The sequence below is a fragment of the Marinobacter daepoensis DSM 16072 genome, from assembly GCF_000421165.1.
In the GTDB taxonomy this organism is placed as follows: domain Bacteria; phylum Pseudomonadota; class Gammaproteobacteria; order Pseudomonadales; family Oleiphilaceae; genus Marinobacter; species Marinobacter daepoensis.
In genome coordinates this window covers 115,787-140,416 of the sequence record NZ_ATWI01000009.1, presented here as the reverse complement: position 1 = coordinate 140,416, position 24,630 = coordinate 115,787, and the positions used below count along the sequence as shown (strand labels likewise).

Genomic DNA, 24,630 nt, shown 5'->3' with positions numbered 1-24,630 from the left:
GCAACCTCCCTGCGCCGTCAGCGGCGTTAATCTTCATCGTTATGTAAGTCGATAATGGCGTTATCATCATCGGCCATCTGATCCCCGGAACGCTGCTCGTCATTCCGTGAGTTTTCCAGGCGTGCGAGATAATCTGCATCCACATCCCCGGTGATGTATTCACCGTTAAAGACCGACCCTTCCCAGCCATCAATGTCTTCATTGACGTCATTCACACAGGTAATGAGGTCTTCCAGGTCCTGATACACCAACCAGTCGGCGCCAATCAGGTCCCTGACTTCATCAACTTCACGGCCATGAGCAATCAGCTCACTCGCCGTAGGCATATCGATACCGTAAACGTTCGGGTAACGCACAGGGGGCGCGGCCGAGGCAAAGTAGACATTCCGGGCACCGGCATCCCGAGCCATCTGAACGATTTCCTTGCAGGTTGTTCCCCGAACAATGGAATCATCCACCAGCATGACGTTCTTGTCCCGGAACTCCAGATCAATCGGATTGAGTTTCTGGCGGACGGACTTCTTACGCATTTTCTGGCCGGGCATAATAAAAGTACGCCCGATGTAACGGTTTTTGATAAAGCCTTCCCGGTACTTTACCCCCAACTGGTGCGCCATCTGCATCGCGGATGTGCGACTGGTGTCAGGAATCGGAATCACCACATCAATATCGTGATCAGGGCGCTCACGCAGTACTTTATCCGCGAGAACCTCCCCCATCCTCAAACGTGCTTTATAAACCGAGACGCCATCCATGATGGAGTCCGGACGGGCAAAATAGACGTGCTCAAACAGGCAGGGATAGAGCTTCGGGGCTTCCGCACACTGCTCGGAATACAAGGTGCCATCGGTCTCGATATAGACCGCTTCGCCCGGCGCAATGTCGCGAACCATGCTGAAGCCTGCTGCATTCAGGGCCACACTTTCGGAAGCGATCATATATTCACTCTGACCATTTTCACTCTCCCGCACCCCGTAACAGGCCGGTCGGATACCGTTCGGATCACGGAAGCCAACGATCCCATATCCGGTGATCATGGCGATAACCGCGTAGGCACCCTTGCAGCGCTTGTGAACGGCCCTGACGGCGGCAAAAATCTCATCCTTGGTCGGATCAAGTTTGCCCTGTTTCTGAAGCTCATGTGCAAAAACGTTCAACAACACTTCGGAATCGGAGTTGGTGTTGATGTGTCGCAAATCAGTGCGGAACAGATCTTCACTCAGCTCGTCCGCGTTTGTCAGATTTCCGTTGTGGGCCAGGGTAATGCCATAGGGGCTGTTGACATAGAATGGCTGGGCCTCTGCTGAACTGGAACTGCCCGCGGTCGGATACCGAACATGCCCGATTCCGACGTTGCCGACCAGACGCCGCATATGACGCGTGTGGAATACATCCCGTACCAAACCGTTATCTTTACGAAGGTAAAAACGATTATCCTGGAAGGTAACAATACCCGCCGCATCCTGGCCACGGTGCTGAAGAACAGTCAGTGCATCATAAAGAAGCTGGTTGACGTTGGAAGTACTGACGATACCGACAATGCCGCACATGGCTGGAAAATTCTCCGAGTGTTAAAACTGAATGTTAACGGGATGCAGACGCAGGTTCCACGTCTTCTGATTCGTCCGCAGCCTCCGGGGCTGCCTGAACGTCATCCCCAGGACCGAGGAAACGGGCAAATTCGTCCCCCAGGGTGCGCCGGGACCAGTCCTCGACGACCGCTAGGCGATCTATCATGACAGACGTCTTCCACCAGGTATCCTGGGCCAACGGCGTGTAACGGGTAAACGCTATGGCAACAATCACCACAACCACGCCCCTGAGCAGGCCAAATCCCATACCCAATACTCTGTCCGTTGCGGACAAACCCGTTGCCCGAACCAGATGTCCGATCATGTTGTTGATAATGGCACCAACAATCAGAGTACCGAAAAACAGAATGGCGAAAGCGGCAATCAGGCGCACCAGAGGCGTTTCAACCGACGCTTCCAGCAAGGATTGCATCTGAGGATGGAATGTCCGGGCAATAATAAACGCCCCCACCCAGGTCACAAGCGACAGCGCTTCACGCACAAACCCACGTTTCAGGCTAATGAGCGTGGATACGGCAATCAGGGCAATGATGACCCAGTCAATCCAGATCAGCGATTCCATGGAAAACCCGGTGGAGAAAACGAAACGCGGATTCTAACAGGAAACCGCGTGTCACCAAACTGCCGGAAAAGGATTAATCGGCTAAAGAACGATTATTTGTCGCCCGTGGTCACGAGGCTGTTGAGCCCGAAGGCTTTATCGAGTGCGGTTTTGGCTTCCTGCGCATCGTCCTTGCTGACAAACGGCCCACTGAACACGCGTGTCAGAGAGCTGTCGCCACGCTCCAGTTGCTGAAGGTGTGCGCCATAACCCATGTCCAGCACCTTGTCACGAAGGCGCCTTGCGTTGTCCTGATTGCCAAAGCTGCCAAGCTGCACCACCCATGCTCCGGACAGCGAGCCCGTGAACTCCGCCTTTTCAGAAGGCTTCGAGTCCGAACGGGGCTGCTCCTTCACCGGCTCAGGCTGACGAACCGGGGCAGGCTGACGAACCGGGGCAGGATCCGGCTGCACCGGTGGCTCGGTAGCGACCTGAGGAGCCGGCGCTTCTGGGGACACAGTATCCGGAGTGGTCTCATCGGGGCGGGCTCCACGGTCTCCGTCCTCTATAACCCGGAAACCGGGTGATTCAGAATCTTGCGGGGAACCGGCCGCCTCAGTACCGGCAAAACCACCATCCTGAGGATCAGGGGGCCGGCTTTCCGGCATGTCAACTTCAGGGAACGGCGGCTCTTCCGGAATCGTAATGGGCGTTGACTGTCGCTGGGAATGCGGCTCATCAAATATCATTGGAACAAAAATTACGGCCAGTGAAACCAGCACGAGCGCGCCAATGATCCGCTGCTTCAATCCATCCACCTGAGAAGGCTCCCATTCATCGTCTGTTTGTTCACGATACTAACTGGCCATCCGTGATAACTCAAAGGCCTACCACAACCTATGGACAAACTTTAAGAACCACCGGGCACACCCAACACAAAGGCCCTGGCTGCCGCAACGGTAAAGAAAGACCCGAACACAACAATCACGTCGTCAGGGCCCGCACCTCGGATTGCCGCCTCCAACGCCTCCGGAACAGAAGGGTAAGCGTCCTGTCCCCCGGGATGACACTGCGCCCCCAGGCGCTGAATCAGTTGCCCGGACGTCAATCCACGCGGCTCATCGAGCCCGGCAAAATACCAGCGATCCACAAGGGGCGACATAGCCCCAAAGACTCCCTCAACGTCTTTATCGGCCAGCGCGGCATACACGGCCAGAACGCTCCCTGAGCTGGCCGCTTTCAGGCCTTCAACCTTACCCGCCAACCAGCGAGCTGCATGGGGATTATGCCCAACGTCCGCGATGACGGTCGGCTTCGAACGAATTGCCTCAAACCGGCCCGGAACCCTGACCTCCTGTAAGGCTTTGGCCACAATCTCACGCGACACGTCTGGAACCAGCGTGCATGAGAGCACCGCCGCAGCAGCAAGACTCTGAACAGGAAGCGGCCCCGCAGGCAACGACAGGCGCTCAGCCCCCACGGTCAGCGACACCGTCTCATCGTCCTCACGCGAAAGCGTGTAATCACGCCCGGTCACCTTGAGCTCAACGTTCTGTGCAGCAGCCTGCTGAAGCACAGACGACGGAGGATTCGGGTCAGCGCAGACTGCGGTAATGCCAGGCCGCAGAATACCAGCCTTTTCAAACCCAATGACCTCCCGGTTATCCCCCAGGAATCCTACGTGGTCAATGTCGACGGACGTAATGACGGCATAGTCCGGATCCAGTACGTTAACGGCGTCCAGGCGCCCTCCCAATCCAACTTCAAGCAACCAGTCCTGAACACCGGCTTCCGCCATCACCACAAACGCCGCCAGCGTGCCAAACTCGAAATAAGTCAGAGACACTCCCCGGCGGGCAGCCTCAACCGCTTCAAACGCCGCAACCAGAGCGTCGTCCGATACGCTTTCGCCACCAATGCGAACACGCTCGTTGTAACGGAACAAATGTGGCGATGTGTAAGCTCCGGTCGTCCGGCCGGAGGCGATCAACACCGCCTCCAAAGCCGCAACCGTTGTGCCCTTACCATTAGTTCCGGCAACTGTAATCAATCGGGCTGCCGGCCTGCGAGGAAAGAGACGTCGAAGTACCACCAGGACACGGTCAAGCCCGAGATCAATCTCAGTGGGATGAATAGCCTCAAGCCAGCGAAGCCATTCATCAACGGAAGCGCCGGGCGCAGGTGCCCGGTCAGGGACAGGCATCACGTCAATGGTCTGCCGATTCATCAATGTCTGGCTTTTCCGTAACTTCAAACTCAATTGGCGCCTCAGTGCCCGGCTTTTCCTCAGCCGTAAATTTGGCCAGCAAGTGAGCAATGCGCTCACGCATCTGATGACGATGCAGTATCATGTCAATCGCTCCATGCTCCAGCAGGAACTCACTGCGCTGAAACCCTTCCGGCAACTTTTCACGAACCGTCTGCTCGATAACCCGGGGGCCGGCAAAACCAATCAGCGCGTATGGCTCGGCAATATTAAGATCTCCGAGCATCGCCAGACTGGCCGAAACACCGCCAAACACGGGATCGGTCATCACCGAAATATACGGAACACCCTCTTGCTTGAGTTTCTCGAGAACGGCGGCGGTCTTGGCCATCTGCATGAGTGACAGAATCGCCTCCTGCATCCGCGCTCCGCCACTGGCGGAAAAACAGACCAACGGAATCCGTTGTTCGAGCGCCACATTGGCGGCCTGCACAAACTTCTCGCCTACCACCTGGCCCATCGAGCCACCCAGGAAGTTAAACTCAAACGCACAAGCGACAAGCGGAACCCCCAGGGTGCTGCCCCGAATGACCACCAGAGCGTCCTTCTCGCCCGTAGCCTTCTGCGCGGCCGAGAGACGGTCCTTGTAGCGCTTGCTGTCCTTGAACTTCAGGCGATCTGACGGCTCAAGATGCGTCGCGAGTTCTTCCCGACCATCTTTATCAAGGAAAATGTCCAACCGACGACGGGCTGATACCCGGAGGTGGTGGTTACACTTGGGGCAAACGTCCAGGTTTTTCTCGAGCTCCGGCTTGTACAGAAAAGCACCGCACTTAGGGCACTTCTTCCACAACCCTTCCGGCACTCCGGTACGTTGCCGTGATTCCGAGCGGATCTTGCTCGGCATGATTTTGTCCAGCCAGTTACTCATGCTCTCATCCTGTCCTGTGATGCCTGGATCTAGACCGGTCAGTGAACCAGGTCGTCCAGCGCTACGCGCATCGGGTGTAGCAGATCCGTCAATGCCTTACGCAGGGCTGCCGGATCCGTCTGATGTCGAGCTATTGTATCGACCAGCACGCTGCCAACAATTACACCATCGGATACTCTGCCCACGGCCGCAGCTGTCTTCGCATCCCGGATGCCAAAGCCCACACCAACGGGCAGCGCCGTAAGTTCGTGCACATGCGCCACCTTTCTTGCGACTTCATCGACATCAATCGTCGCAGACCCGGTCACGCCCTTGATAGAAACATAGTACACATAACCGGAGGAGTGCTCGCTGATCGCTCGAATCCTGTCATCGGTTGTTGTTGGCGCCAGAAGGAATATCGGGTCAATATCGCGCGCCGAAAACAAGGGCGCCACATCATCAGCTTCCTCAGGCGGAAGGTCTACAGTCAAGATGCCATCGATACCCGCATCAGCGGCCAGAGTTGCAAACGTCTCATATCCCATGGCCTCCATCGGATTCAGGTAACCCATCAGAACAACCGGTGTATCCGGATCGGTAGCCCGGAACTCCTTGACCATGGCCACCACCCGTCGCAGGGAGGTGCCATGCTTCAAAGCCCGCTCACAGGCCAGCTGGATAACCGGACCATCGGCCATTGGGTCGGAAAACGGCACGCCCAGCTCAATAATATCGGCCCCCGCTGAAACCAGGGCATGCATCAAACCAACCGTTTCATCCGGATTCGGATCGCCTGCCGTTATATAGGGGATCAACGCCTTCCGGCCCTGATCTTTCAATGTCTTAAGTACACCTTCAATTCGGCTCATGCCTGCTCCTGATACCGTCAGATCTCAATACCGTCCAGTTGGGCGATAGTGTGAATATCCTTGTCGCCCCGGCCAGAGACATTAATCACCAGCATTTGGTCTTTATCCATGGTAGACGCCAGCTTCAACCCGTAGGCCACGGCGTGGGCCGATTCCAGTGCGGGCATAATACCCTCAACACGAGTCAGCCTACGGAATCCATCCAGCGCCTCATCATCCGTCACCGACACGTAGTTAGCGCGACCAATATCTTTCAACCAAGCGTGCTCCGGCCCGACACCCGGATAGTCCAGGCCTGCACTGACGGAGTGAGTTCCGGCAATCTGGCCATTTTCGTCTTCCATCAGATAGGTACGGTTGCCATGCAGAACCCCGGGGCGACCAGCACACAACGGCGCCGCATGCTGCCCGGTTTCAATACCGAATCCACCGGCTTCAACACCGTAGAGCTGAACATCCTCGTCTGCCAGGAACGGATAGAACATGCCAATGGCGTTTGAACCACCCCCGACACAAGCCACCAGCGCATCCGGCAACCTGCCAACGGCATCCATCGACTGCTGACGAAGCTCCCGGCCAATCACAGACTGGAAGTCCCGGACCAGAAGCGGGTACGGGTGGGGGCCTGCCACCGTGCCGATGATGTAGAACGTGTCATCGACATTGGCCACCCAGTCCCGCATGGCATCGTTCATGGCGTCTTTAAGCGTTTTGGTGCCGCTCTCAACCGAATGAACCGTTGCGCCGAGTAGTTTCATACGATAGACATTCAGCGACTGACGCTTGATATCTTCCGACCCCATAAACACGTGGCATTCAAGGCCAAGGCGGGCACATACGGTGGCTGTAGCAACGCCGTGCTGCCCTGCTCCGGTTTCAGCAATGATCCGCTTCTTTCCCAGAAAACTGGCGAGCAACGCCTGGCCAATCGTGTTGTTTACTTTGTGGGCGCCGGTGTGATTCAGGTCTTCGCGCTTGAGCCAGATCTGAGCGCCGCCGGTCTCGCGGGTAAGCCGTTCGGCAAAATAGAGGGGACTTGGGCGCCCGACATAGTCAGCCAGATCTTTATCGAAAGCTGCCTGAAAGTCAGGATCGTCCTTTAGCCGAAGGTACTCTTTTTCAAGAGTCATCAGCGAATCCATCAGGGTTTCTGAAACAAACCGTCCACCAAAGGTACCAAAGTGACCTCTCGCATCAGGAAGCGCCTTCAACATTTCTTCAGTCAGTTTTACAGACACGGTGAACCTCTTTGAAAAATTGAGACAATTTGGCGGCGTCTTTTTTGCCTTTGGCCTCTTCAACTCCACCGCTGACGTCGACAGCCCAGGGACGAACCTGCTCAATAGCGCGGGCTACGTTAGCAGATGACAAACCACCGGCCAATATCAGAGGCAACGGGCGCTCATCGGGAATCAGAGACCAGTTAAACGAGTGACCCGTGCCGCCGTACCGATTCGGGTCCCAGGCATCAACCAGCAATCCGGAGGCCTGATGATAGGTACGGAAGGCTTCGGCTATTTGCCCTGCTTCCCGAACCCTTACCGCTTTTATCCAACGGCGACCAAAAGACTGGCAAAACTCAGGATCTTCATCGCCGTGAAACTGGAGAAGATCCAGTGAAACCTGTTTTAGCACGGAGTCCACAACCTGGGGCTCCGGGTTAACAAACAGCCCGGTCACAGACACAAAGGCTGGCACACGTTCCGCCAACCCAACCGCCTGTGCGATATCGACGGCCCTCGGGCTCTGGTCGTAGAATACCAGCCCAATAGCATCTGCCCCGCAGGCAACCGCCGCATCAACGTCTTCAGGACGAGTCAGGCCGCATATTTTCACACGAGCCGTCATGATTCAGCCCTTACCTGTTTAGGATGAATGTGCGTTGGCGCTATGGGTTCGTTGCACTTCCGGTCGAACCAGGGGGCAACGAAGGCTGGCCCACACAGGGCTTCTGGTATTCCGAGGTGCTCCGGATAGCCAACATCAACCAGATAGAGGCCGTAAGGAGGAGCCGTGACACCAGCACACGTGCGATCACGAGCCTCCAGAATACCACTAATCCACTCCTGGGGCTGCTGACCATTACCAACGGCCATTAAAGCCCCTGCAATGTTCCTCACCATATGGTGAAGAAACGCATTGGCCTGCACATCTATTACGACATAATCCCCGCATCGGGTTACCGAAATCCGTTCCAGGAAACGGACCGGTGTACGAGACTGACACCCCGCCGCCCGGAAGGACGAAAAGTCGTGCTCACCAACCAGAGCCTGAGCCGCTCGATGCATCCGGTCTGTGTCCAGTGGCCGGAAGGTCCAGCTTACCTGCCCTCTCTGGATTCCCGGTCGAACCGCGTGGTTATAGATCACGTAACGATATCGGCGATACGTTGCCGAGAATCGGGCGTGAAAATCGGCGACGCCATTCCCCGCCCAATGAACCGAAATATCATCGGGCAGGGCCGTATTCATCCCCATCACCCAGGATCGGAGGTTGCGGACCGAGGGCGTATCGAAGTGAGCCACCTGAAAGCTGGCATGCACTCCCGCATCGGTCCGCCCCGCGCACACCAGATCAACAGGATGGTCAGCAACCCGGGCCGCAGCCCTGGATAACTCCCCTTCAACAGAGCGAACTCCACTCTTCTGGAATTGCCAGCCATGAAAAGCCTGACCGTCGTACTCGAAGATAATGGCAACCCTTCCGTTACCAATCGTATTGTCTGTCGTGAGGGGCTGAGGCGTGAGGAACAAGTGGCGATCCGGTAACTGTCTACTGAAAAAGCAAAACGCCGGCTCTGTGGCCGGCGCTTGCCGCTCTTGAAACGATTATAACGAATCAGGAAAGATTTTTAAGAAGCTCTTGCGCTTCCGTTTTCTGATCGTCACTCCCTTCAAGGGCAACCTCTTCGAGAATATCCCGGGCACCGTCACTGTCCCCCATCTCGATATAGGCTCTCGCCAGATCGAGCTTGGTGGCCGCTTCGTCAGTACCGGCGAGGAAATCAAAGTCATCCTCATCGTCCAACGAGCTCTCATCAATGTCTGGCGTACCACTGTTCCGGGAAGCATCCTGCTCCAGTGCATCCGAAGCGACAGGCACAACATCATGATCTTCATCCGCTTCAACATCAGCGTCTTGAAGACCTTCCGATTGCTCCAGGATCACTTCCGGATCCTGCTGATCCATTGCCGGCTCGCCCTCTTCAAGTTCGCTGAGCGCGTCCTCAAGCCCCAATTCATCATCCAGAGATGACTCCTGGCTCTGCGGCACGTCTGAATCTCCGGTGTCAGAGAATTCTTCCATCAGCGCCAGATCTTCATCGGACACATCCAGCTCAAGGTCATCAAGGTCGGATTCATCAAGGGCGAGCTCGTCCGGCTCATTATCCTGCCCCGCCACTTTGTCGAGCTCTGCATCAAGCTCATCAAGGAAGGATTCATCCAACCCTTCAGCGTCCAGTTCTGAATCCAGGCTCTCTTCCGCTTCCGTCTCCAATTCACTTTCAAGCGCATCGAAGCTTTCATCAAGATCCAGGTTCAGATCATTCTGCAGATCAGCATCACTTGACGCCTCGTCAGAGGTGACGGCGGTCTCTTCAGAAGCAAGCTCATCGTCACCCGCCAACGCCTCATCCTCAAAGGCAGACTCAAAATCCAGGCTCAGATCTTCGCTTTCAGGCTCTTTAGACTCTTCCAGATCTGCATCCAGATCCAGCGACGCATAGTCCATTTCAGTAGCAGGTTCATCGACCTCAGACTCAGCGCTTTCACCTATGCCAGAAAGGTCGTATTCAATCAGATCATCCCGGGCATCGGTCTCTTCCGCGACATCGGATTCCAGCTCGCCGAATTCATTCTCTTCCACCGCAGCGGCGCCTGTTTCGGCCTCAAACTCATCGGCCTTGAGCTCATCCGACAGATCCCATTCCCCTTCAGACACATCCTCCCGGGAGGCCTGAGCGGATTCGCCAAACGAATCTGAGCGCAACTGCGATTCCAGATCGTCAATGCTGGGCATCGCCTCTGCTTCGGCAAGACGCTCGCGAAGCAGTTCCGCTTCCCGCATAGCATCCTCGTCATCCAGAGCCTCTACTTCACGATACTGCTTTTCAAACGCGTCGCGATCTTCACTATCTGCGTAGACAGATAACAGCTTCAAGCGCAAATCGGTCCGACTCGGCTCTTTGGAGATGGCGCTTTCCAGTACTTGCGCAGCCTGATCATGACGCCCGTAAGCCACATACGTCTCGGCCTCTGCAATGGCATCACTACCTTCGCCTTCGCCAGCACCTTCATCTTCGAGACTCAGGTCAAAGGTGTCCTTTTCATCGGCTTCATCACTGTTCAGCTGGTCGTAGAACTCTTTCTCACGGCTTGCATTCCGCCTCGCCACCAAAAGCAGTAACAAAAGGAGCACAATCAGGCCGCCACCGAGAACAATCTGATACAGAGGATTGTTCAGTATTCCGTCAATAATATTGCCCGGAAACGCCTTTTCAGGGGACACCATTGGCTGCTGAGCTTCGGGGGCCTCAACCTTTGGTGCGGCTGCCTGTTCCGACGGAGAATCGCCATCGTTTAAGGCTTCAGCTGCAGAAGTCGCGGCAGCATCCCCCTCTCCAGCACCCGCTTCAGCGCTCAACGCGTCCTCAGGAGTTGCCGGATCGCCAACTGAACTCTCAGGTGCAGACACAACCTCTGGCTCAGCAACCTCATCCTCTGTCAGGCCGGAAGCCTCAGCGGAATCCGTAACACCTGCCTCAGGCTCGCCCTGATCATCAGCCATTCCGGCCTCGGAGACCTCACCCGCAACCTGCCCTTCGGCCTCGCCAGAATCCATTGCTGACAATTGAGGGTCAGCCGCCCCTTCCTGAGCTGTGTCTACTGGCGCAGCCTCTTCACCTTCTGCCGCCATGCCCTGCATGTCGGCCAACTGACTGTTTTTCAGTTCGAGAAGGCGCTGTAAGGTCTCAACCTGGTCCTGCAGGTCTGCAACACGACTGTTGAGTTCATCGTTCTCGCGTTTGGCCGCCTCAAACTCTTCCATCGCAACCGCAGAGCCAGAATCCGCACCGCCTGGCAGGTCACCGTCACCGCCTGCGGAGCCTCCATCCTGTTCAGTACGAGACTCGGAATCGTCGGCTACCAGTAAACGAAGCTCGTCGCCTGAGGTTGCCTGGCTACCCGCCTGCTCTGAAGCGGCTGGCGTGCTTTTCGTTGCATCAACCGGTCGTGGAGACTGGAATTCCTGGTTTTGTTGAGCAACAACACGGTTCGCTTCTGCACGACTGCGACTGCGAATATCATCCAGTGACGGAATGCGCAGTACCTCACCCCGCTTCAGCCGGTTGATGTTGCCATCAATGAACGCATTCGGGTTCTGATCCTGAATCGCAAGCATAACTTGCTGCATCGACACCGACGTGCTCGGGCGTACCTGTTGAGCTATGGTCCAAAGCGTGTCTGACGCACCAGTCGGGCCGAATGTATCGCCCTGATAACCACGAGACGCAGAACCCTCAACAGCGGCCTGGCGGCGAACCGACTCCGGGCTGCGAGTCGCAGGTTGCTGACGGGCCGCGGTGGCCGGCGCACTCACCGGCTCTTCAACGCCGGATTCCTCCGCGTATACGGGCGGGTCCACGAGTACCGAATATTCCCGCATCAGTCGCCCGTTGGGCCAGGTCAGCTCAAGAAGGAAATTGAGATACGGTTCACGCACCGGTTCGCGAGAAGACACATTAATGGCCAGACTGCCATCCGCGCCGGTCACCACTTCAAATTTTAACTGACTCAGAAACCGATGCCGATCCAGCCCGACCCGCTCATACGCGCTCTCCGGTGCCACATTGACAAACACGTCACCGGGATCAACGCCACGACTCTGATTCAGTGATATTTCTGCATCCAGCGGCTCATTAAGCCAGGACTGGAGCTCTATTTCTCCGAGTCCAAGGGCCTGAGCCATTCCAGAGCCGAGCCCTCCCGCCAGCGCCAGGGCAACCGCAAGCTTGCGTACCTTCATGCTTATTCCTTTCCAGTCTCCGTTATTCTTTACTGCCGTATCTCAACAGAATCGGACGAGGTTGGATGACTTTCGCCTTGTTATTTCTCGTTTTTATATCGCACTTATACCAATCGGTTCGGCAAGTATTGTTGATAAAACCCGTTTTATCAATCAATCAGCCGCAATCCTTGCACCGTTTTTTTATCTATCGGGCGGAACTCCTTAGCGCCCTTGAAAATAACAGGGGCGGACGCTGAAATCAGCCTCCGCCCCAGACCGGCATGCAAAAAACCGGACACAGTTGGCATTAATTACCACTGCGTAACAATTTTTAACGTTCCTGAAGGATTCTCAGCATCCGACGCAGAGGCTCTGCAGCCCCCCACAACAGCTGGTCACCCACCGTAAACGCAGAGATGTACTCCGGCCCCATGGACAACTTGCGAATCCGACCAATGGGAATGCTCAGCGTCCCTGTCACCTTGGTTGGTGTCAGCTCTTCCATCGTTGCTTCCCGATCATTCGGAATCACTTTTACCCAGTCGTTGGCGCCCGCGAGAATACCTTCGACTTCAGCAACCGACAGATCCTTTTTCAACTTGATCGTCAGCGCCTGACTGTGCGAACGCATGGCACCGATCCGAACACAGATACCATCAATCGGAATCGGTCGATCAGAACGGCCGAGAATCTTGTTAGTCTCAACGCCCGCCTTCCACTCTTCCTTACTCATACCGTTATCAAGCTGCTTATCGATAAACGGAATCAGGCTGCCCGCCAACGGGACGCCGAAATGTTCTACAGGAAACTCAGCCGAACGCATGGTGTCTGTTACCTTGCGGTCAATGTCCAGAATCGCGGACGAAGGATCAGCCAACTCGGATTGCACGCTGTCATTCAGCGCCCCCATCTGAGCCAGCAATTCCCTCATGTTCTGGGCACCGGAACCTGACGCCGCCTGGTACGTCATCGGAGACACCCACTCGATCAGGTCCTGCTCAAGCAACCCCCCAAGCGCCAGCATCATCAGACTCACGGTGCAGTTTCCACCAATATAGTCCTTAACGCCTTTATCCAGCGCCTCGTCAATCACGTTGCGGTTGACCGGGTCGAGAACGATCACCGAATGATCCGCCATGCGCAGAGTAGATGCGGCGTCAATCCAGTATCCCTGCCAACCGGCGTCTCGCAACTTCTGGTAGACAGCGCCGGTGTAGTCCCCACCCTGACAGGTCAGGATGACATCCATACCTTTCAGAATGTCGATATCAAACGCATCCTGAAGTACCGGAACACCCTCTTTCCCGACATCCGGGGCCGGCTTACCAGCCTGAGATGTGGTGAAAAATACCGGATCGATGCCGGCAAAATCATTTTCTTCACGCATGCGCTGCATGAGGACAGAGCCCACCATGCCACGCCAACCAACCAGTCCAACTCGCTTCATCTGTCAGGACTTCCAATTCTATGCCCGCCCGCTACCGTTATCGCTGGCACGGACAGGATGAATGATCCCGCAGCAGCTGCATCCTGCCGCTGTCGGGCTTTGCTCTTATCGGACCAGTAACGCCTTAAAGCGCGTTCAGAACGGCCTCGCCCATTTCACGGGTCGACACTTTGCGCCCACCCTCAGACATAATATCGGCCGTGCGCAGCCCCTGGTCCAGCACCTTGCTGACGGCAGCTTCAATAGCCTGAGCCGCGCTTTCCTCGTTCAGACTGTACCGCAGCATCATCGCCGCACTGATGATCGTCGCCAGCGGGTTGGCAATGCCCTGCCCGGCAATGTCTGGCGCAGAGCCATGACACGGCTCATACATGCCCTGCTTATCCGAGTTCAGTGACGCAGAGGGCAGCATGCCGATAGAACCGGTGAGCATTGCAGCTTCGTCGGAAAGAATATCACCAAACATGTTGCCAGTCACAATCACATCAAACTGCTTCGGCGCACGAACAAGCTGCATGGCCGCGTTATCGACGTACATATGAGACAGCTCTACATCCGGATACTCACGCTTGAGATCCTCCATGATTTCGCGCCAGAGTACGGTTACCTCAAGCACGTTCGCCTTGTCGACAGAACACAACTTTTTGCCTCGCTGCTGCGCCGCTTCAAAGGCAACCCGCCCAATCCGGCGAATTTCAGATTCCGTATACTGGTAGGTGTTGTAGCCCTGACGCTCTCCGCTCTCCAGCTGACGAACGCCGCGCGGCTGGCCAAAATAGATACCACCCGTCAGTTCCCGGACAATCAGGATATCGAGACCAGAAACCACTTCAGGCTTCAGGGATGACGCCGACGCCAACTGCGGATAAAGAATGGCAGGCCGCAGGTTGGCGAACAATTCGAGATTAGAGCGAAGGCCCAGCAAGCCTTTTTCTGGCCGCCTGGCCATGGGCAGACTATCCCACTTCGGCCCACCGACGGCGCCCAGAAGGATAGCATCGGCGTTACGCGCCTTTTCAAGGGTTTCATCTGGCAAGGGCGTGTCCGTTTCATCAATCGCGGCACCACCGACCAAAGCCGAATCGAAACTCAGCCCCAGGCTGAACTGATCATTGACTTTGTTCAACACTTTTTCTGCTTCGGCAACAATTTCGGGGCCAATACCGTCACCCGGCAGGAGCAATACGTTACGGGACATTATTCAATTCCTTGTTCAGTCAGTTTCCAGCGTTAAACAACCAAGGGGCCGTTTTTCGGCGGGACGATTCGTATGCACGAATTGTCTCCGCATCCTCCAGGGTGACACCAATATCGTCCAGCCCATTTAACAGACAGTGGCGGCGGAAATCATCCACCTCAAAACTGAACGACTCGCCACTTGGCGTAATGACCGTTTTCGTTTCGAGATCAACCGTCAGTTGATACCCTTCAGTTTCTTCCGTTTCGCGGAACAGTTTATCAACAACTTCTTCTTCTAAAACAATGGGAAGCAAGCCATTCTTAAAGCAGTTATTGTAGAAAATGTCCGCAAAACTCGGCGCAATGATTACCCGAAAACCATAATCATCCAGCGCCCAGGGGGCATGCTCACGGCTGGAGCCGCAACCAAAGTTGGTTCGGGCCAGCAACACGCTTGCGCTTTTATAGCGCTGCTGATTCAGCACAAAATCCGGGTTCAGGGGGCGATTGGAACAATCCTGGTCGGGCTTACCTTCATCCAGATAACGCAGCTCATCAAACAGGTTAGGACCAAAGCCCGTGCGTTTGATCGACTTCAGAAACTGCTTGGGGATAATCATGTCCGTGTCCACATTGGAACGGTCCATGGGGGCAACAATGCCCTGATGTTGCGTAAATGCTCGCATGGTCTCTCTCCTGTGGTTCAGTTCAACAATTCACGGACATCAATGAAATGACCGGTGACTGCCGCGGCGGCAGCCATGGCCGGGCTTACGAGATGGGTTCGCCCACCAAAGCCCTGCCGACCTTCAAAGTTCCGGTTTGAGGTGGAAGCACAATGCTCACCCTGGCCCAGCTTGTCGGCATTCATGGCCAGACACATGGAGCAACCCGGATCGCGCCACTCCAGGCCCGCCTCAATAAACACCTTATCGAGCCCTTCCCGCTCAGCCTGGGCCTTTACCAGCCCCGAACCCGGAACAACCATGGCCTGCTTAAGACCCGCAGCCACCTTCCGGCCTTTCACCACGGCCGCTGCTTCGCGCAGATCCTCAATGCGGCTATTGGTGCAGGAACCAATAAACACCCGATCCAGTTTAATATCAGTAATTTTCTGATTTGGCTGCAATCCCATGTATTTCAGAGCACGAACAATACCCTCACGCTTGATCGGGTCAGCCTCTTTCTCCGGGTCTGGAACCGCACTGTCTACGCCAACCACCATTTCCGGCGACGTTCCCCAACTTACCTGAGGCTGAATCGCCGCTCCGTCCAGCTCCACCACTTTATCGAACACCGCATCATCGTCCGTATGGAGGGTACGCCAATACTCAACGGCTTTGTCCCAGGTTTCACCCTCTGGGGAGAAGGGGCGGCCTTTCACGTATTCAATTGTGGTATCGTCCACGCCAACCATCCCCACCCGGGCACCGGCTTCGATGGACATATTACAAATGGTCATCCGGCCTTCCATACTCAGGCCCCGGATAGCCTCGCCACCAAACTCGATGGCGTAGCCGGTACCACCAGCCGTGCCGATTTTGCCGATAATGGCCAGAACAACATCCTTGCCCGTTACACCCGTGCCAAGTGTGCCGTTCACCCTCACCAGCATATTCTTCATCTTCTTCTGAACCAGACACTGGGTAGCCAGCACGTGCTCAACCTCAGACGTCCCGATACCATGGGCCAGGCACCCAAAAGCTCCGTGAGTAGACGTATGGGAATCGCCACAGACAATACTCATGCCCGGCAAGGTCGCTCCCTGCTCCGGCCCGATAACGTGGACGATACCCTGGCGCTGATCCTTGATTTTGAACTCCAGAATCCCGAACTCATCGCAGTTCTTGTCCAGCGTCTCAACCTGGGTGCGGGACACCGGGTCCACAATTCCATCAATGCCTTTATCACGATCCGTCGTCGGAACGTTATGATCCGGCGTGGCAATATTGGCATCAACCCGCCATGGTTTGCGGCCGGCCAGACGAAGCCCCTCAAAAGCCTGAGGTGATGTAACTTCGTGCAGCAACTGACGATCAATGTATATCAACGCGGAACCATCATCCCGCTGCTTGACCAAATGGTCGTCCCACAATTTGTCGTATAAGGTCTTGCCCGCCATGATTCTCTCTCACTCTTTGGGGGTTTCTGTTTCTGCTTCCAATGCTGACATCATACCCTGCGCCACAAATAACCCCAATTCATGTTTTTTATGCTTTGCATTCCTTTCCGTTATCTTAGATAGTGGAGATCAACCCCGGCGCAAGCCCTGGCATTAAAGCCTCAACCAAAGAGAAACCATGGACTCAAACGCCCTGAAAGCATTTCTGACCATCGTCGATCAAGGCTCTTTCTCGGAAGCTGCCGAAATCCTGCATCTGACGCAACCAGCCATCAGTAAACGCCTGGCCTCTCTGGAGGCCCAGCTCGGCAAGCGACTGATCGAGCGCAGCAACCGGGAGATCCGGCTTACCGAAGCCGGAACGCGGCTCTTCCCCCACGCCCGGAAAATTCTTGATGAAATCCATAACGCCCGCCTGGCGCTGAGCACGAACCCCGACCGCATCGAAGGCGAGCTCCATGCCATTGCCAGCCACCACATCGGCCTGCATCACCTGCCCAACTGGTTGCGTCGTTATCGCCGGGAGCATCCCCAGGTGGATCTGCACCTGCAATTCATGGAATCCGATGCGGCCTACCACCAGATGAACAAACGAAATGCGGAACTGGCCTTCGTCACCCTGAGCGACAGCATGGACCCGGAATTCACCATCCTCGCCCAGTGGCCTGACCCCATGGCCTTCGTCGCCAGCCGGGAGCACTCCCTGGCGGCACTGGAGGCACCTACACTAGCAGACCTCGCGCCCCACCCATCGCTTCTTCCAGACACCAGCACAGCAACCTATCGGGTAGTCAGCCGACTGTTTCTCGAGGCGAACCTGTCCCTGAAACCACTGATGCCCACCAACTACCTTGAGACCATCAAAATGATGACCAGCGTGGGCCTGGGCTGGAGTGTGCTGCCGGTCAGCATGCTTGACGACACCCTGGTCAGGCTCGAGGTCCCCCACCCGGTTAACCGTGTACTGGGAGCGGTCGCCCTGTCCGGCCGACAACTGAGCAACGCTGCGATGGCCCTACTGGCAACCATCCGGGCAGAAGAAAACGAGCTGCCTGCCAACCAACCACGCTAGCGATTGACCGGTGGTGGCTGCAGCCCGCGCCAGGTAACCGCAATGGCTATTGCCATCGCAACCGCGCCACCCCAGAAAGCGGCAGACGTACTGAACCCATCCACCAGAAACCCCGACATCCAGGCACCCAGAGCACCCCCCGCCCCAAACGTAAGACCGCTATACAACGCCTGCCCTTGCCCATGATGGTGCCTTCCGAAGAATCCGTGAATGTACTGAACCGAAACCGCATGCAACGCGCCATAGGAGGCCGCGTGCAACAACTGGGCAACAATCAGAATGGACAGAACCGTCGTAAACTCAGCGATCATTACCCAGCGCATCATCGTCAGCACCAACGCACACAACACAATTGCCCGGACGGAAAAGCGCCTGAAAAACCGGTGCATAACAAGAAACAAACCAATTTCCGCGATCACCCCAAGAGACCACAGCAACCCGATGGCAAGCTTGCCATAACCGTGCTGCTCAAGGTGAATACTGAAAAAGGTGTAGTAGGCTCCATGCGACACCTGGAGCAGAAAATTCATTGCAAAGAACGTAATGACAGCGGGCTGTAAAACCACCGATTTCAGGCTACCTCTCGGGGCCGGAGCCTGACGCTCGCCCTTTTCAGACGGCACCAGAAACGACGAAACCGCAATGCCTGCAAATACCGGGAGCAATAACCACGGTAAGTACTGGATCCTGACCTGCTCCAGCAGAGCGCCCACCAGCGCCACCGCCCCGATAAAGCCAACTGAACCCCACAACCGAATCCGGCCATACTTATCACGCCGCTCGCCCAGAGCACGAAGCGTGATGACTTCATACAGAGGCAAAATGGCGTTCCAGAAAAAAGTGAACACCAGCATGACTAGCAACAGCCCTAAGAATTCCGGATCAAGAAACACGCCGGCGAAAAATACCGACCCGGACACAGCCCCCAGGCGCACCAGCCGGACGCGTTGCCCGGTACGATCTCCCAGATATCCCCAGACACTGGGAGCCACAATCTTGGTAAGCTGGATGGTCGCCATCAGAGTGGCGATTTGCAGGTAGGAATAGCCCTGCCCCTCAAGGTAGAGGGACCAATAGGGCAACAGCCCTCCAAGGAGGGCGAAAAACCAGAAATAGAGGTTCGACAGACGCCAGTATATGGTAGCGCCTCCTCCTGATCAGAGCTGCCCGAGAACCGGGGTGCTCACAACCACATCGCCGTTCTGGCCCCGGTGGCGCAGATAATGGTCCATCAGCACAATCGCCATCATCGCCTCAGCGATCGGTGTCGCCCGAATGCCAACACACGGATCGTGGCGCCCCGTGGTAACCACCTCAACCGGATTACCATCCACGTCGATTCCCCGGCCAGGAAGGCGAAGGCTTGAGGTGGGCTTGAGTGCAATGCTGGCGACAATTGGTTGCCCCGAGGAAATACCGCCCAACACTCCACCCGCATGGTTAGAAAGAAACCCTTCCGGCGTCATCTCATCCCGATGCTCAGTCCCTTTCTGCTCGATGCAGGCAAAGCCGGCTCCAACCTCCACCCCCTTGACTGCGTTAATGCTCATCAACGCGTGGGCGAGATCAGCATCCAGGCGGTCGAAGATAGGCTCTCCCAAACCGGGGGGAACCCCCTCCGCGACCACATTGATGCGGGCCCCGATGGAGTCGCCTTCCTTGCGCAGGGCATCCATGTAGGATTCCATCTCTGGAACCTTGGACGCATCCGGGCAGAAAAAGGGGTTCTGATGCACCTGGTCCCAGTCCAGAACCTCTGCCTTGATGGGCCCTAACTGCGACAGGTAGCCCCGAATCCGGATTCCCAGCCGCTGCTCCAGAAACTTTCGGGCAACCGCACCGGCAGCCACACGCATCGCGGTCTCTCTGGCCGAGGAGCGGCCGCCCCCCCGATAGTCTCTGACACCATATTTATGGTGGTAACTGTAATCAGCATGGGCCGGGCGGAACTGAGAGGCAATCTTGGAGTAATCTTTCGAACGCTGATCGGTATTCTCGATGAGCAGACCGATCGGTGTCCCCGTCGTCTTACCCTCAAATACACCCGACAGGATGCGAACCTCATCCGCCTCCCGACGCTGGGTCGTATGCCTGGAGGTACCTGGCTTACGGCGATCCAGATCCCGCTGCATGTCTTCCTCAGACAACGCCAAGCCGGGAGGGCAGCCATCAATAATGCAACCCAGAGCTGCGCCATGACTCTCACCAAACGTGGTGACACTGAATAGCTTTCCGAACGTATTTCCAGACATATTTCAGTACTTTATATAGATTTTATAATGTATAAACTTAACTCTTTCGAGCCAACCATTCACGAAGATCCGGAGCCGTGATCAAAAACACACCGTCTCCGCCCTGCTCAAATTCCAGCCAGGTTAACGGCAGGTCTGGGTAGGCTTCATCCATGGCACCCCATGAATTGCCAACCTCGACAACCAGGAGCCCTTGTTCCGTCAGGTGCTCTGCAGCCTGGGCCACGATCCGGTGCGCAATATCCAGGCCGTCGTCTCCGGCTGCCAGCCCCAGGGCGGGCTCATGATGATATTCCGCCGGCATATCCGCCAGATCCTCAGCATCAACATACGGGGGGTTGCTGAGGATCACGTCATAGCGCCCATCGATACCATCGAAGACATCCGACTGAATGGTCCTCACTCTTCCCTCAAGCCCATGCAGCTCTATGTTGGATTCAGCCACCGCCAGAGCATCACCGGAAACGTCGGACAAATCGACCTCCGCCTCCTCAAATACCGTTGCCGCCCCGATACCAATGCACCCACTACCAGTACAAAGATCAAGTATACGATTCACCCGACCGCCGCCCAGCCAGGGTTGCAACCCGTTTTCCAGCAACTCACCGATGGGCGACCTGGGCACCAGCACCCTCTCATCAACCCGGAACGGCATCCCCATAAACCATGCTTCACCAAGCAGGTAAGCGACAGGAACACGCTCTTTCACCCGACGCTCAACGCGGGCCAGAATCAGTTCACGCTCTGGCCGGGTCAGGCGGGCATCCAGAAACAGATTATTGTTCTCCAGGGGCAGATGAACACTGCGCAGAACCAACTGAACGGCCTCATCCCAAACGTTGTCAGTGCCATGCCCAAAGTACAACGGCGAGGCGGCAAAACGGGATACCGAAAACCGCAGAAGATCACGGATGGTATGCAGATCGTCAACTGGACTGGTCAATGGATGGCTTCCTAGTCTGAACAATGTTGCACGGCATTATACGCGCATTGGGTCGCCCGCTGCAGCCCCGGGAGGTCACAGCGCAAGCGGTCCGGAACTGCTGCGGCTTTCCTCAAAACGGTCAAGGGCAGCCGACATCCGTTCGCGGCCGAGACGTATCAGCTCCGGCGCTTTGTGGTAGTCATAGCTCCGGCAGGCGTTCTTCGGAATATTGACCAGCAGGTCCGGTGGGTACCCGGCAATCTTGTACTGCACCAGAGCACTCTGCATGGTCTCGATGGTGAGGTTCATGACATCAAACTTACCGATACCAAGCTTGTCCCAATCAATGGTGTCATGCTCATCCCGGGGCCTCTCGTGGCCCGGGGAGTCACTTTTCTTTTTCTCCGGGCCCGCCTTTCTTGCCATTTCCCGGCTTATTTTTTCCTCGGCAGACTCACCCGTATCGACCTTTCTCGACGCCAGCGCTTTCAGGGCATCCCAATCAAACCAGCGAGACGCTTTATCCCGGACCGCGTCCACCCATTCCTCGATATCACCACCGGCGTCTTCCGGCGTAAACGCTGCGTCCGGGATACGACGACGCTGGTCGTCCTCGCCACTCAGGTTGACCGCCATGACCAGATCCGCATGGGCAGAGATGGTGGGGATGATTGGCAGTGGGTTCAACAGCGCACCATCCACAAGCACCCTGCCATTTAACACCAGAGGCGTCACAACACTGGGAATGGCAATGGAGGCCCGGATGGCCTGATCCAACGGTCCTTCCTGAAACCAGATTTCCTTGTGCGCCAGCAAGTCGGTGGCAACGGCGGTATAGGCGATCGGCAGATCTTCAATCCGGGTGTCTCCCAGAATGTCACGAACCACTGAAAAAACTTTTTCACCCCGTATTGCCCCCACCGAGGTAAAGGTGACGTCCAGCAAGCGCAAAACGTCAAACTGACCAAGCCCGGTCACCCAATCCTTGTAATCCTGCATTTTGCCAGCACTGTACATCCCGCCAATCAGCGCTCCCATTGAGCAGCCAGAGATCGCCACAATGTCATAGCCACGTTCCTGGAGCACCTCAATCGCACCGATGTGCGCGTACCCACGGGCACCACCGCTCCCCAGAGTGAGAGCGACGGTTTTTCCCTTGCCGGTCTGGTGTCCCAGCCGCTCAGTGCTGGCAGGGGCCGACACAGGGGAAATCCCGGAACTATCGACCACCGAGCTGACGCCATCCTGAGCTGCTCCGGTGCTGGCGGGTGATTCTGTGCCCGGCTTGTCCTGCTCTGCCATATCAGCTACCTCTTACCACGACGATTTCAACCCGATCGCCCTGGCGTGCAGGGTCATTCATTCGCACCATTGGCCCCACGGGGACTATCCGGATCCGGGCGCGGGAAATACCGGTCTTGCCAAGCAGCGTCGCCAGACTTTCAGCCGCCTCTTCTGAACGGCTAAGGGCCTGATCCAGCGTTTCGCCCTGCCGAAGATCCGTGAAGGATGCCAGGACCACTTCCGAACCGTCGGCTGCCCAGTCATTCAGCGTGCGCCGGTCATCCGCCGACCAGTCAAAACGATGGGTAACGCCCCCCGACCATGGCACGACCAAGGGCCCTCTGACAGGGCTTGCCCCGGCGGTATACCCAGGGATAGCGACGCCGTTCTGTACGGCGAGGTGTTCAACCCAAACGTACTCCCTCAGGTTACCTCTCGTGACGGTATATACCAGCGTCAGCCATTGACGACCATCTTCTGCCGTTGTTGCTGCAACCACATAATCCTGGGCAGCGTCGCGCCCCAGCAACCCGGGCTGCTGAAAGATCTGGTTGGCCCAAACGTTACTTCGGCCACAGGCGATCCCGGTACATTCAAACAGCAGCTGGGCTCCCCCACCCGTTAGCTGTTTCAGATAATACGCTCTCGCAGCCAGGCGCGTTGCATCGCGGGCAATTTCATACAGCTGCCCCTCTCCCTGAACCGGCAGGCGGGCCATGACCTCTGAACGGATCTCATTCCTGATTTCCCGAACGGGGCTGAAAAGCACGAGGTGCCCGGGAGACCGGATATCCACCGATGATTTTAGGGTTGACTGCGGGAAAGCCTCGGGCGCACTTTCCGGCCAGTCGGCCGCAACCAGGCCTGCAAACAACAGACAGAACAGGCCAGCAGCCATTCTGGCTGCACTGGAATTTCCGGAATTAGCCATGGTAAAGAAACCTGTTGATTGCCCGTGCAACGGGAACTACATCACCGTCCAGGTGGCAATGATGCCCACCCGGCACATCCACCGTCTGAAGCCCCGGAATCAGATCTGCCCTTTGATCAAGGCCACTACGGGTGACCAGCAACCCCTCTTCAGCCCTCACAAACAGCGCCGGAGTTCGAATGGCCGACAGTGATGCCCTAACTTGTTCCTCGGTCATCATCAGTGGCGTTGGGTGGCGCAACCGTGCGTCTGTACGCCAGACGTACCCATCGGCTTCCGCCCGCATATTTCTTGGCACCAGCGTTCTCGCGGCCTCCTGGCTCAGTGGGCTGAGACCACCTTCCCGAATCCGGGCGGCGGAGTGGACATCCGGATAGACAGCCGGAGCTGCTGAACCGGCCCGCCTCTTCTGCAGAGCTCGCCGAAGCTGGGGAATGGTGTCCGCCGCTGGCCGGCTCAAAGCCCCCAGGCTATCGATCATCACCAGTTTGCGCACTCGCTCAGGAAAGGCGGCGGCATACAACGCACACACAATCCCCCCCAGGGAATGGCCAATTAAATCAAGAGGGAAGCGTTCACTCTCCGGAAAATGCCGCTCCAGAAACTCAGAAAGATCGGCCACATAGTCCATCAACCAGTAGGTATACCCGGGCGGGCGGTGCCCGGAATGGCCGTGCCCGGCCATATCAAGCGCATGTATCGAGGTATTTTCCGCCAGCAGTGGCGCCAGCCGGGCAAACGACATGGCGTTATCCAGCCAGCCGTGCAAGAGAATGGCCGGGGGACGGGAAGACGCTCTGTCTTCGTGTTTGGGCCAGCTCAACCCGGCAAGTGTGATGTTATCCAGTGGCCAGTGCATTTCGTGACAGCCAGCCTGTTCGCCAGGTGCGCTGCCAGGCAACAAAGTCTCCGTCATTCGATAACGGCCTTACATCGTGTGAGTGGGACGATCGGAACTCAATGAACCGGCCAGGTAGGATTCGATTTTCGTCCGGGCGGTTTCATCGTCACCGTTAAACTGCACGCCAATACCGGCGGCCCGGTTGCCCTGGGCACCCTTGGGTGTAATCCAGATGACCTTGCCCGCCACCGGAATTTTCTCTGGCTCATCCATCAGGTTCAGGAGGAGAAAAACTTCATCCCCTAACTGGTATTGTTTCTGGGTAGGGATAAACAGACCACCCTGGCGGATGTAGGGCATGTATGCCGCATACAGAACCGCCTTGTCCTTGATCGTCAGGGTTAGAATGCCACTGCGCGCTCCGAATCCGGGCCCCATATCAAACAC

At 56.4% G+C, this 24,630-nt stretch carries 22 protein-coding genes; 1 reads left to right on the top strand and 21 read right to left on the bottom strand.

Annotated features, from left to right (window positions below):
• Nucleotides 1-26: 26 nt before the first annotated feature.
• From purF to leuC, 14 genes are all read right to left on the bottom strand, one after another.
• Nucleotides 27-1,550 (bottom strand): amidophosphoribosyltransferase, encoded by a 1,524-nt coding sequence (gene purF / locus K325_RS0106105; RefSeq protein WP_029653385.1) that lies wholly within the window; start codon nucleotides 1,548-1,550, stop codon nucleotides 27-29.
• A 34-nt stretch (nucleotides 1,551-1,584) separates the two neighbouring features.
• A complete protein-coding gene (locus K325_RS0106100; RefSeq protein WP_029653384.1) occupies nucleotides 1,585-2,154 on the bottom strand; it encodes a CvpA family protein in 570 nt (189 codons plus the stop codon).
• Between the two features lie 92 nt (nucleotides 2,155-2,246).
• Nucleotides 2,247-2,951 carry an SPOR domain-containing protein gene (locus K325_RS0106095; RefSeq protein ID WP_029653383.1) on the bottom strand — a complete coding sequence of 235 codons (705 nt, stop codon included), beginning with the start codon at nucleotides 2,949-2,951 and terminating at the stop codon, nucleotides 2,247-2,249.
• A 92-nt stretch (nucleotides 2,952-3,043) separates the two neighbouring features.
• Complete coding sequence (folC, locus tag K325_RS0106090) at nucleotides 3,044-4,360, bottom strand: bifunctional tetrahydrofolate synthase/dihydrofolate synthase (protein WP_228128399.1); 1,317 nt, start codon at nucleotides 4,358-4,360, stop codon at nucleotides 3,044-3,046.
• Nucleotides 4,341-5,270, bottom strand: coding sequence for an acetyl-CoA carboxylase, carboxyltransferase subunit beta (accD, locus tag K325_RS0106085; protein WP_029653381.1), 930 nt, complete (start codon nucleotides 5,268-5,270; stop codon nucleotides 4,341-4,343). The genes folC and accD overlap by 20 nt, the downstream gene beginning before the upstream one ends.
• A 38-nt stretch (nucleotides 5,271-5,308) precedes the next feature.
• Nucleotides 5,309-6,121 carry a tryptophan synthase subunit alpha gene (gene trpA / locus K325_RS0106080; protein WP_029653379.1) on the bottom strand — a complete coding sequence of 271 codons (813 nt, stop codon included), beginning with the start codon at nucleotides 6,119-6,121 and terminating at the stop codon, nucleotides 5,309-5,311.
• A 17-nt stretch (nucleotides 6,122-6,138) separates the two neighbouring features.
• Entirely contained in the window at nucleotides 6,139-7,347 is a 1,209-nt protein-coding gene (gene trpB / locus K325_RS0106075) for a tryptophan synthase subunit beta (protein ID WP_211218147.1), read from the bottom strand.
• On the bottom strand, nucleotides 7,340-7,969 hold the full coding sequence (locus K325_RS0106070) for a phosphoribosylanthranilate isomerase (protein ID WP_029653377.1): 630 nt from the start codon (nucleotides 7,967-7,969) through the stop codon (nucleotides 7,340-7,342). The genes trpB and K325_RS0106070 overlap by 8 nt, the downstream gene beginning before the upstream one ends.
• Complete coding sequence (truA, locus tag K325_RS0106065; RefSeq protein WP_029653376.1) at nucleotides 7,966-8,874, bottom strand: tRNA pseudouridine(38-40) synthase TruA; 909 nt, start codon at nucleotides 8,872-8,874, stop codon at nucleotides 7,966-7,968. Before truA ends, K325_RS0106070 begins: the two co-directional genes overlap by 4 nt.
• An 85-nt stretch (nucleotides 8,875-8,959) precedes the next feature.
• Nucleotides 8,960-12,148, bottom strand: coding sequence for a FimV/HubP family polar landmark protein (locus K325_RS0106060; protein WP_029653375.1), 3,189 nt, complete (start codon nucleotides 12,146-12,148; stop codon nucleotides 8,960-8,962).
• 313 nt (nucleotides 12,149-12,461) lie between these two features.
• Nucleotides 12,462-13,577: an aspartate-semialdehyde dehydrogenase gene (asd, locus tag K325_RS0106050; protein WP_029653374.1), complete on the bottom strand. Its 1,116-nt coding sequence runs from the start codon at nucleotides 13,575-13,577 to the stop codon at nucleotides 12,462-12,464.
• Between the two features lie 124 nt (nucleotides 13,578-13,701).
• Nucleotides 13,702-14,775 (bottom strand): 3-isopropylmalate dehydrogenase, encoded by a 1,074-nt coding sequence (gene leuB, locus K325_RS0106045; protein WP_029653373.1) that lies wholly within the window; start codon nucleotides 14,773-14,775, stop codon nucleotides 13,702-13,704.
• 19 nt (nucleotides 14,776-14,794) lie between these two features.
• Nucleotides 14,795-15,442, bottom strand: a complete 648-nt coding sequence (gene leuD / locus K325_RS0106040; protein WP_029653372.1) for a 3-isopropylmalate dehydratase small subunit — start codon at nucleotides 15,440-15,442, stop codon at nucleotides 14,795-14,797.
• A 17-nt stretch (nucleotides 15,443-15,459) separates the two neighbouring features.
• Entirely contained in the window at nucleotides 15,460-16,878 is a 1,419-nt protein-coding gene (gene leuC / locus K325_RS0106035) for a 3-isopropylmalate dehydratase large subunit (RefSeq protein WP_029653371.1), read from the bottom strand.
• Nucleotides 16,879-17,056: 178 nt separating this feature from the next.
• On the opposite strand from leuC, the gene K325_RS0106030 reads away from it, so the two are divergent.
• Nucleotides 17,057-17,950, top strand: a complete 894-nt coding sequence (locus K325_RS0106030) for a LysR family transcriptional regulator (RefSeq protein ID WP_029653370.1) — start codon at nucleotides 17,057-17,059, stop codon at nucleotides 17,948-17,950.
• On the opposite strand, the gene K325_RS0106025 is transcribed toward K325_RS0106030, so the two are convergent.
• The 7 genes from K325_RS0106025 to K325_RS0105995 all read right to left on the bottom strand — a co-directional run bounded on the left by K325_RS0106025 (nucleotide 17,947) and on the right by K325_RS0105995 (nucleotide 24,621).
• A complete protein-coding gene (locus tag K325_RS0106025; RefSeq protein ID WP_029653369.1) occupies nucleotides 17,947-19,089 on the bottom strand; it encodes an MFS transporter in 1,143 nt (380 codons plus the stop codon). The genes K325_RS0106030 and K325_RS0106025 overlap by 4 nt on opposite strands.
• An 18-nt stretch (nucleotides 19,090-19,107) precedes the next feature.
• Nucleotides 19,108-20,202 (bottom strand): chorismate synthase, encoded by a 1,095-nt coding sequence (gene aroC / locus K325_RS0106020; protein WP_029653367.1) that lies wholly within the window; start codon nucleotides 20,200-20,202, stop codon nucleotides 19,108-19,110.
• A gap of 37 nt (nucleotides 20,203-20,239) precedes the next feature.
• Nucleotides 20,240-21,145, bottom strand: coding sequence for a 50S ribosomal protein L3 N(5)-glutamine methyltransferase (gene prmB, locus K325_RS0106015; protein ID WP_029653366.1), 906 nt, complete (start codon nucleotides 21,143-21,145; stop codon nucleotides 20,240-20,242).
• A gap of 75 nt (nucleotides 21,146-21,220) precedes the next feature.
• Nucleotides 21,221-22,429 (bottom strand): patatin-like phospholipase family protein, encoded by a 1,209-nt coding sequence (locus K325_RS0106010; protein WP_029653365.1) that lies wholly within the window; start codon nucleotides 22,427-22,429, stop codon nucleotides 21,221-21,223.
• 1 nt (nucleotide 22,430) lies between these two features.
• Entirely contained in the window at nucleotides 22,431-23,342 is a 912-nt protein-coding gene (locus K325_RS0106005; protein ID WP_084694180.1) for a DUF4892 domain-containing protein, read from the bottom strand.
• On the bottom strand, nucleotides 23,335-24,258 hold the full coding sequence (locus K325_RS0106000; protein WP_029653363.1) for an alpha/beta fold hydrolase: 924 nt from the start codon (nucleotides 24,256-24,258) through the stop codon (nucleotides 23,335-23,337). The genes K325_RS0106005 and K325_RS0106000 overlap by 8 nt, the downstream gene beginning before the upstream one ends.
• A gap of 12 nt (nucleotides 24,259-24,270) precedes the next feature.
• Nucleotides 24,271-24,621 (bottom strand): PilZ domain-containing protein, encoded by a 351-nt coding sequence (locus K325_RS0105995; protein ID WP_008171779.1) that lies wholly within the window; start codon nucleotides 24,619-24,621, stop codon nucleotides 24,271-24,273.
• Nucleotides 24,622-24,630 lie beyond the last annotated feature (9 nt).

What these genes read in the sequence shown, in the direction of transcription:
- K325_RS0106060 (WP_029653375.1), bottom strand. Translation starts at nt 12,148, where the DNA reads ATGAAGGTACGCAAGCTTGCGGTTGCCCTGGCGCTGGCGGGAGGGCTC.
- folC (WP_228128399.1), bottom strand. Translation starts at nt 4,360, where the DNA reads ATGAATCGGCAGACCATTGACGTGATGCCTGTCCCTGACCGGGCACCT.
- leuD (WP_029653372.1), bottom strand. Translation starts at nt 15,442, where the DNA reads ATGCGAGCATTTACGCAACATCAGGGCATTGTTGCCCCCATGGACCGT.
- K325_RS0105995 (WP_008171779.1), bottom strand. Translation starts at nt 24,621, where the DNA reads ATGGGGCCCGGATTCGGAGCGCGCAGTGGCATTCTAACCCTGACGATC.
- K325_RS0106070 (WP_029653377.1), bottom strand. Translation starts at nt 7,969, where the DNA reads ATGACGGCTCGTGTGAAAATATGCGGCCTGACTCGTCCTGAAGACGTT.
- K325_RS0106100 (WP_029653384.1), bottom strand. Translation starts at nt 2,154, where the DNA reads ATGGAATCGCTGATCTGGATTGACTGGGTCATCATTGCCCTGATTGCC.
- aroC (WP_029653367.1), bottom strand. Translation starts at nt 20,202, where the DNA reads ATGTCTGGAAATACGTTCGGAAAGCTATTCAGTGTCACCACGTTTGGT.
- K325_RS0106030 (WP_029653370.1), top strand. Translation starts at nt 17,057, where the DNA reads ATGGACTCAAACGCCCTGAAAGCATTTCTGACCATCGTCGATCAAGGC.
- leuC (WP_029653371.1), bottom strand. Translation starts at nt 16,878, where the DNA reads ATGGCGGGCAAGACCTTATACGACAAATTGTGGGACGACCATTTGGTC.
- K325_RS0106000 (WP_029653363.1), bottom strand. Translation starts at nt 24,258, where the DNA reads ATGACGGAGACTTTGTTGCCTGGCAGCGCACCTGGCGAACAGGCTGGC.
- leuB (WP_029653373.1), bottom strand. Translation starts at nt 14,775, where the DNA reads ATGTCCCGTAACGTATTGCTCCTGCCGGGTGACGGTATTGGCCCCGAA.
- trpA (WP_029653379.1), bottom strand. Translation starts at nt 6,121, where the DNA reads ATGAGCCGAATTGAAGGTGTACTTAAGACATTGAAAGATCAGGGCCGG.
- asd (WP_029653374.1), bottom strand. Translation starts at nt 13,577, where the DNA reads ATGAAGCGAGTTGGACTGGTTGGTTGGCGTGGCATGGTGGGCTCTGTC.
- K325_RS0106005 (WP_084694180.1), bottom strand. Translation starts at nt 23,342, where the DNA reads ATGGCTAATTCCGGAAATTCCAGTGCAGCCAGAATGGCTGCTGGCCTG.
- K325_RS0106010 (WP_029653365.1), bottom strand. Translation starts at nt 22,429, where the DNA reads ATGGCAGAGCAGGACAAGCCGGGCACAGAATCACCCGCCAGCACCGGA.
- accD (WP_029653381.1), bottom strand. Translation starts at nt 5,270, where the DNA reads ATGAGTAACTGGCTGGACAAAATCATGCCGAGCAAGATCCGCTCGGAA.
- purF (WP_029653385.1), bottom strand. Translation starts at nt 1,550, where the DNA reads ATGTGCGGCATTGTCGGTATCGTCAGTACTTCCAACGTCAACCAGCTT.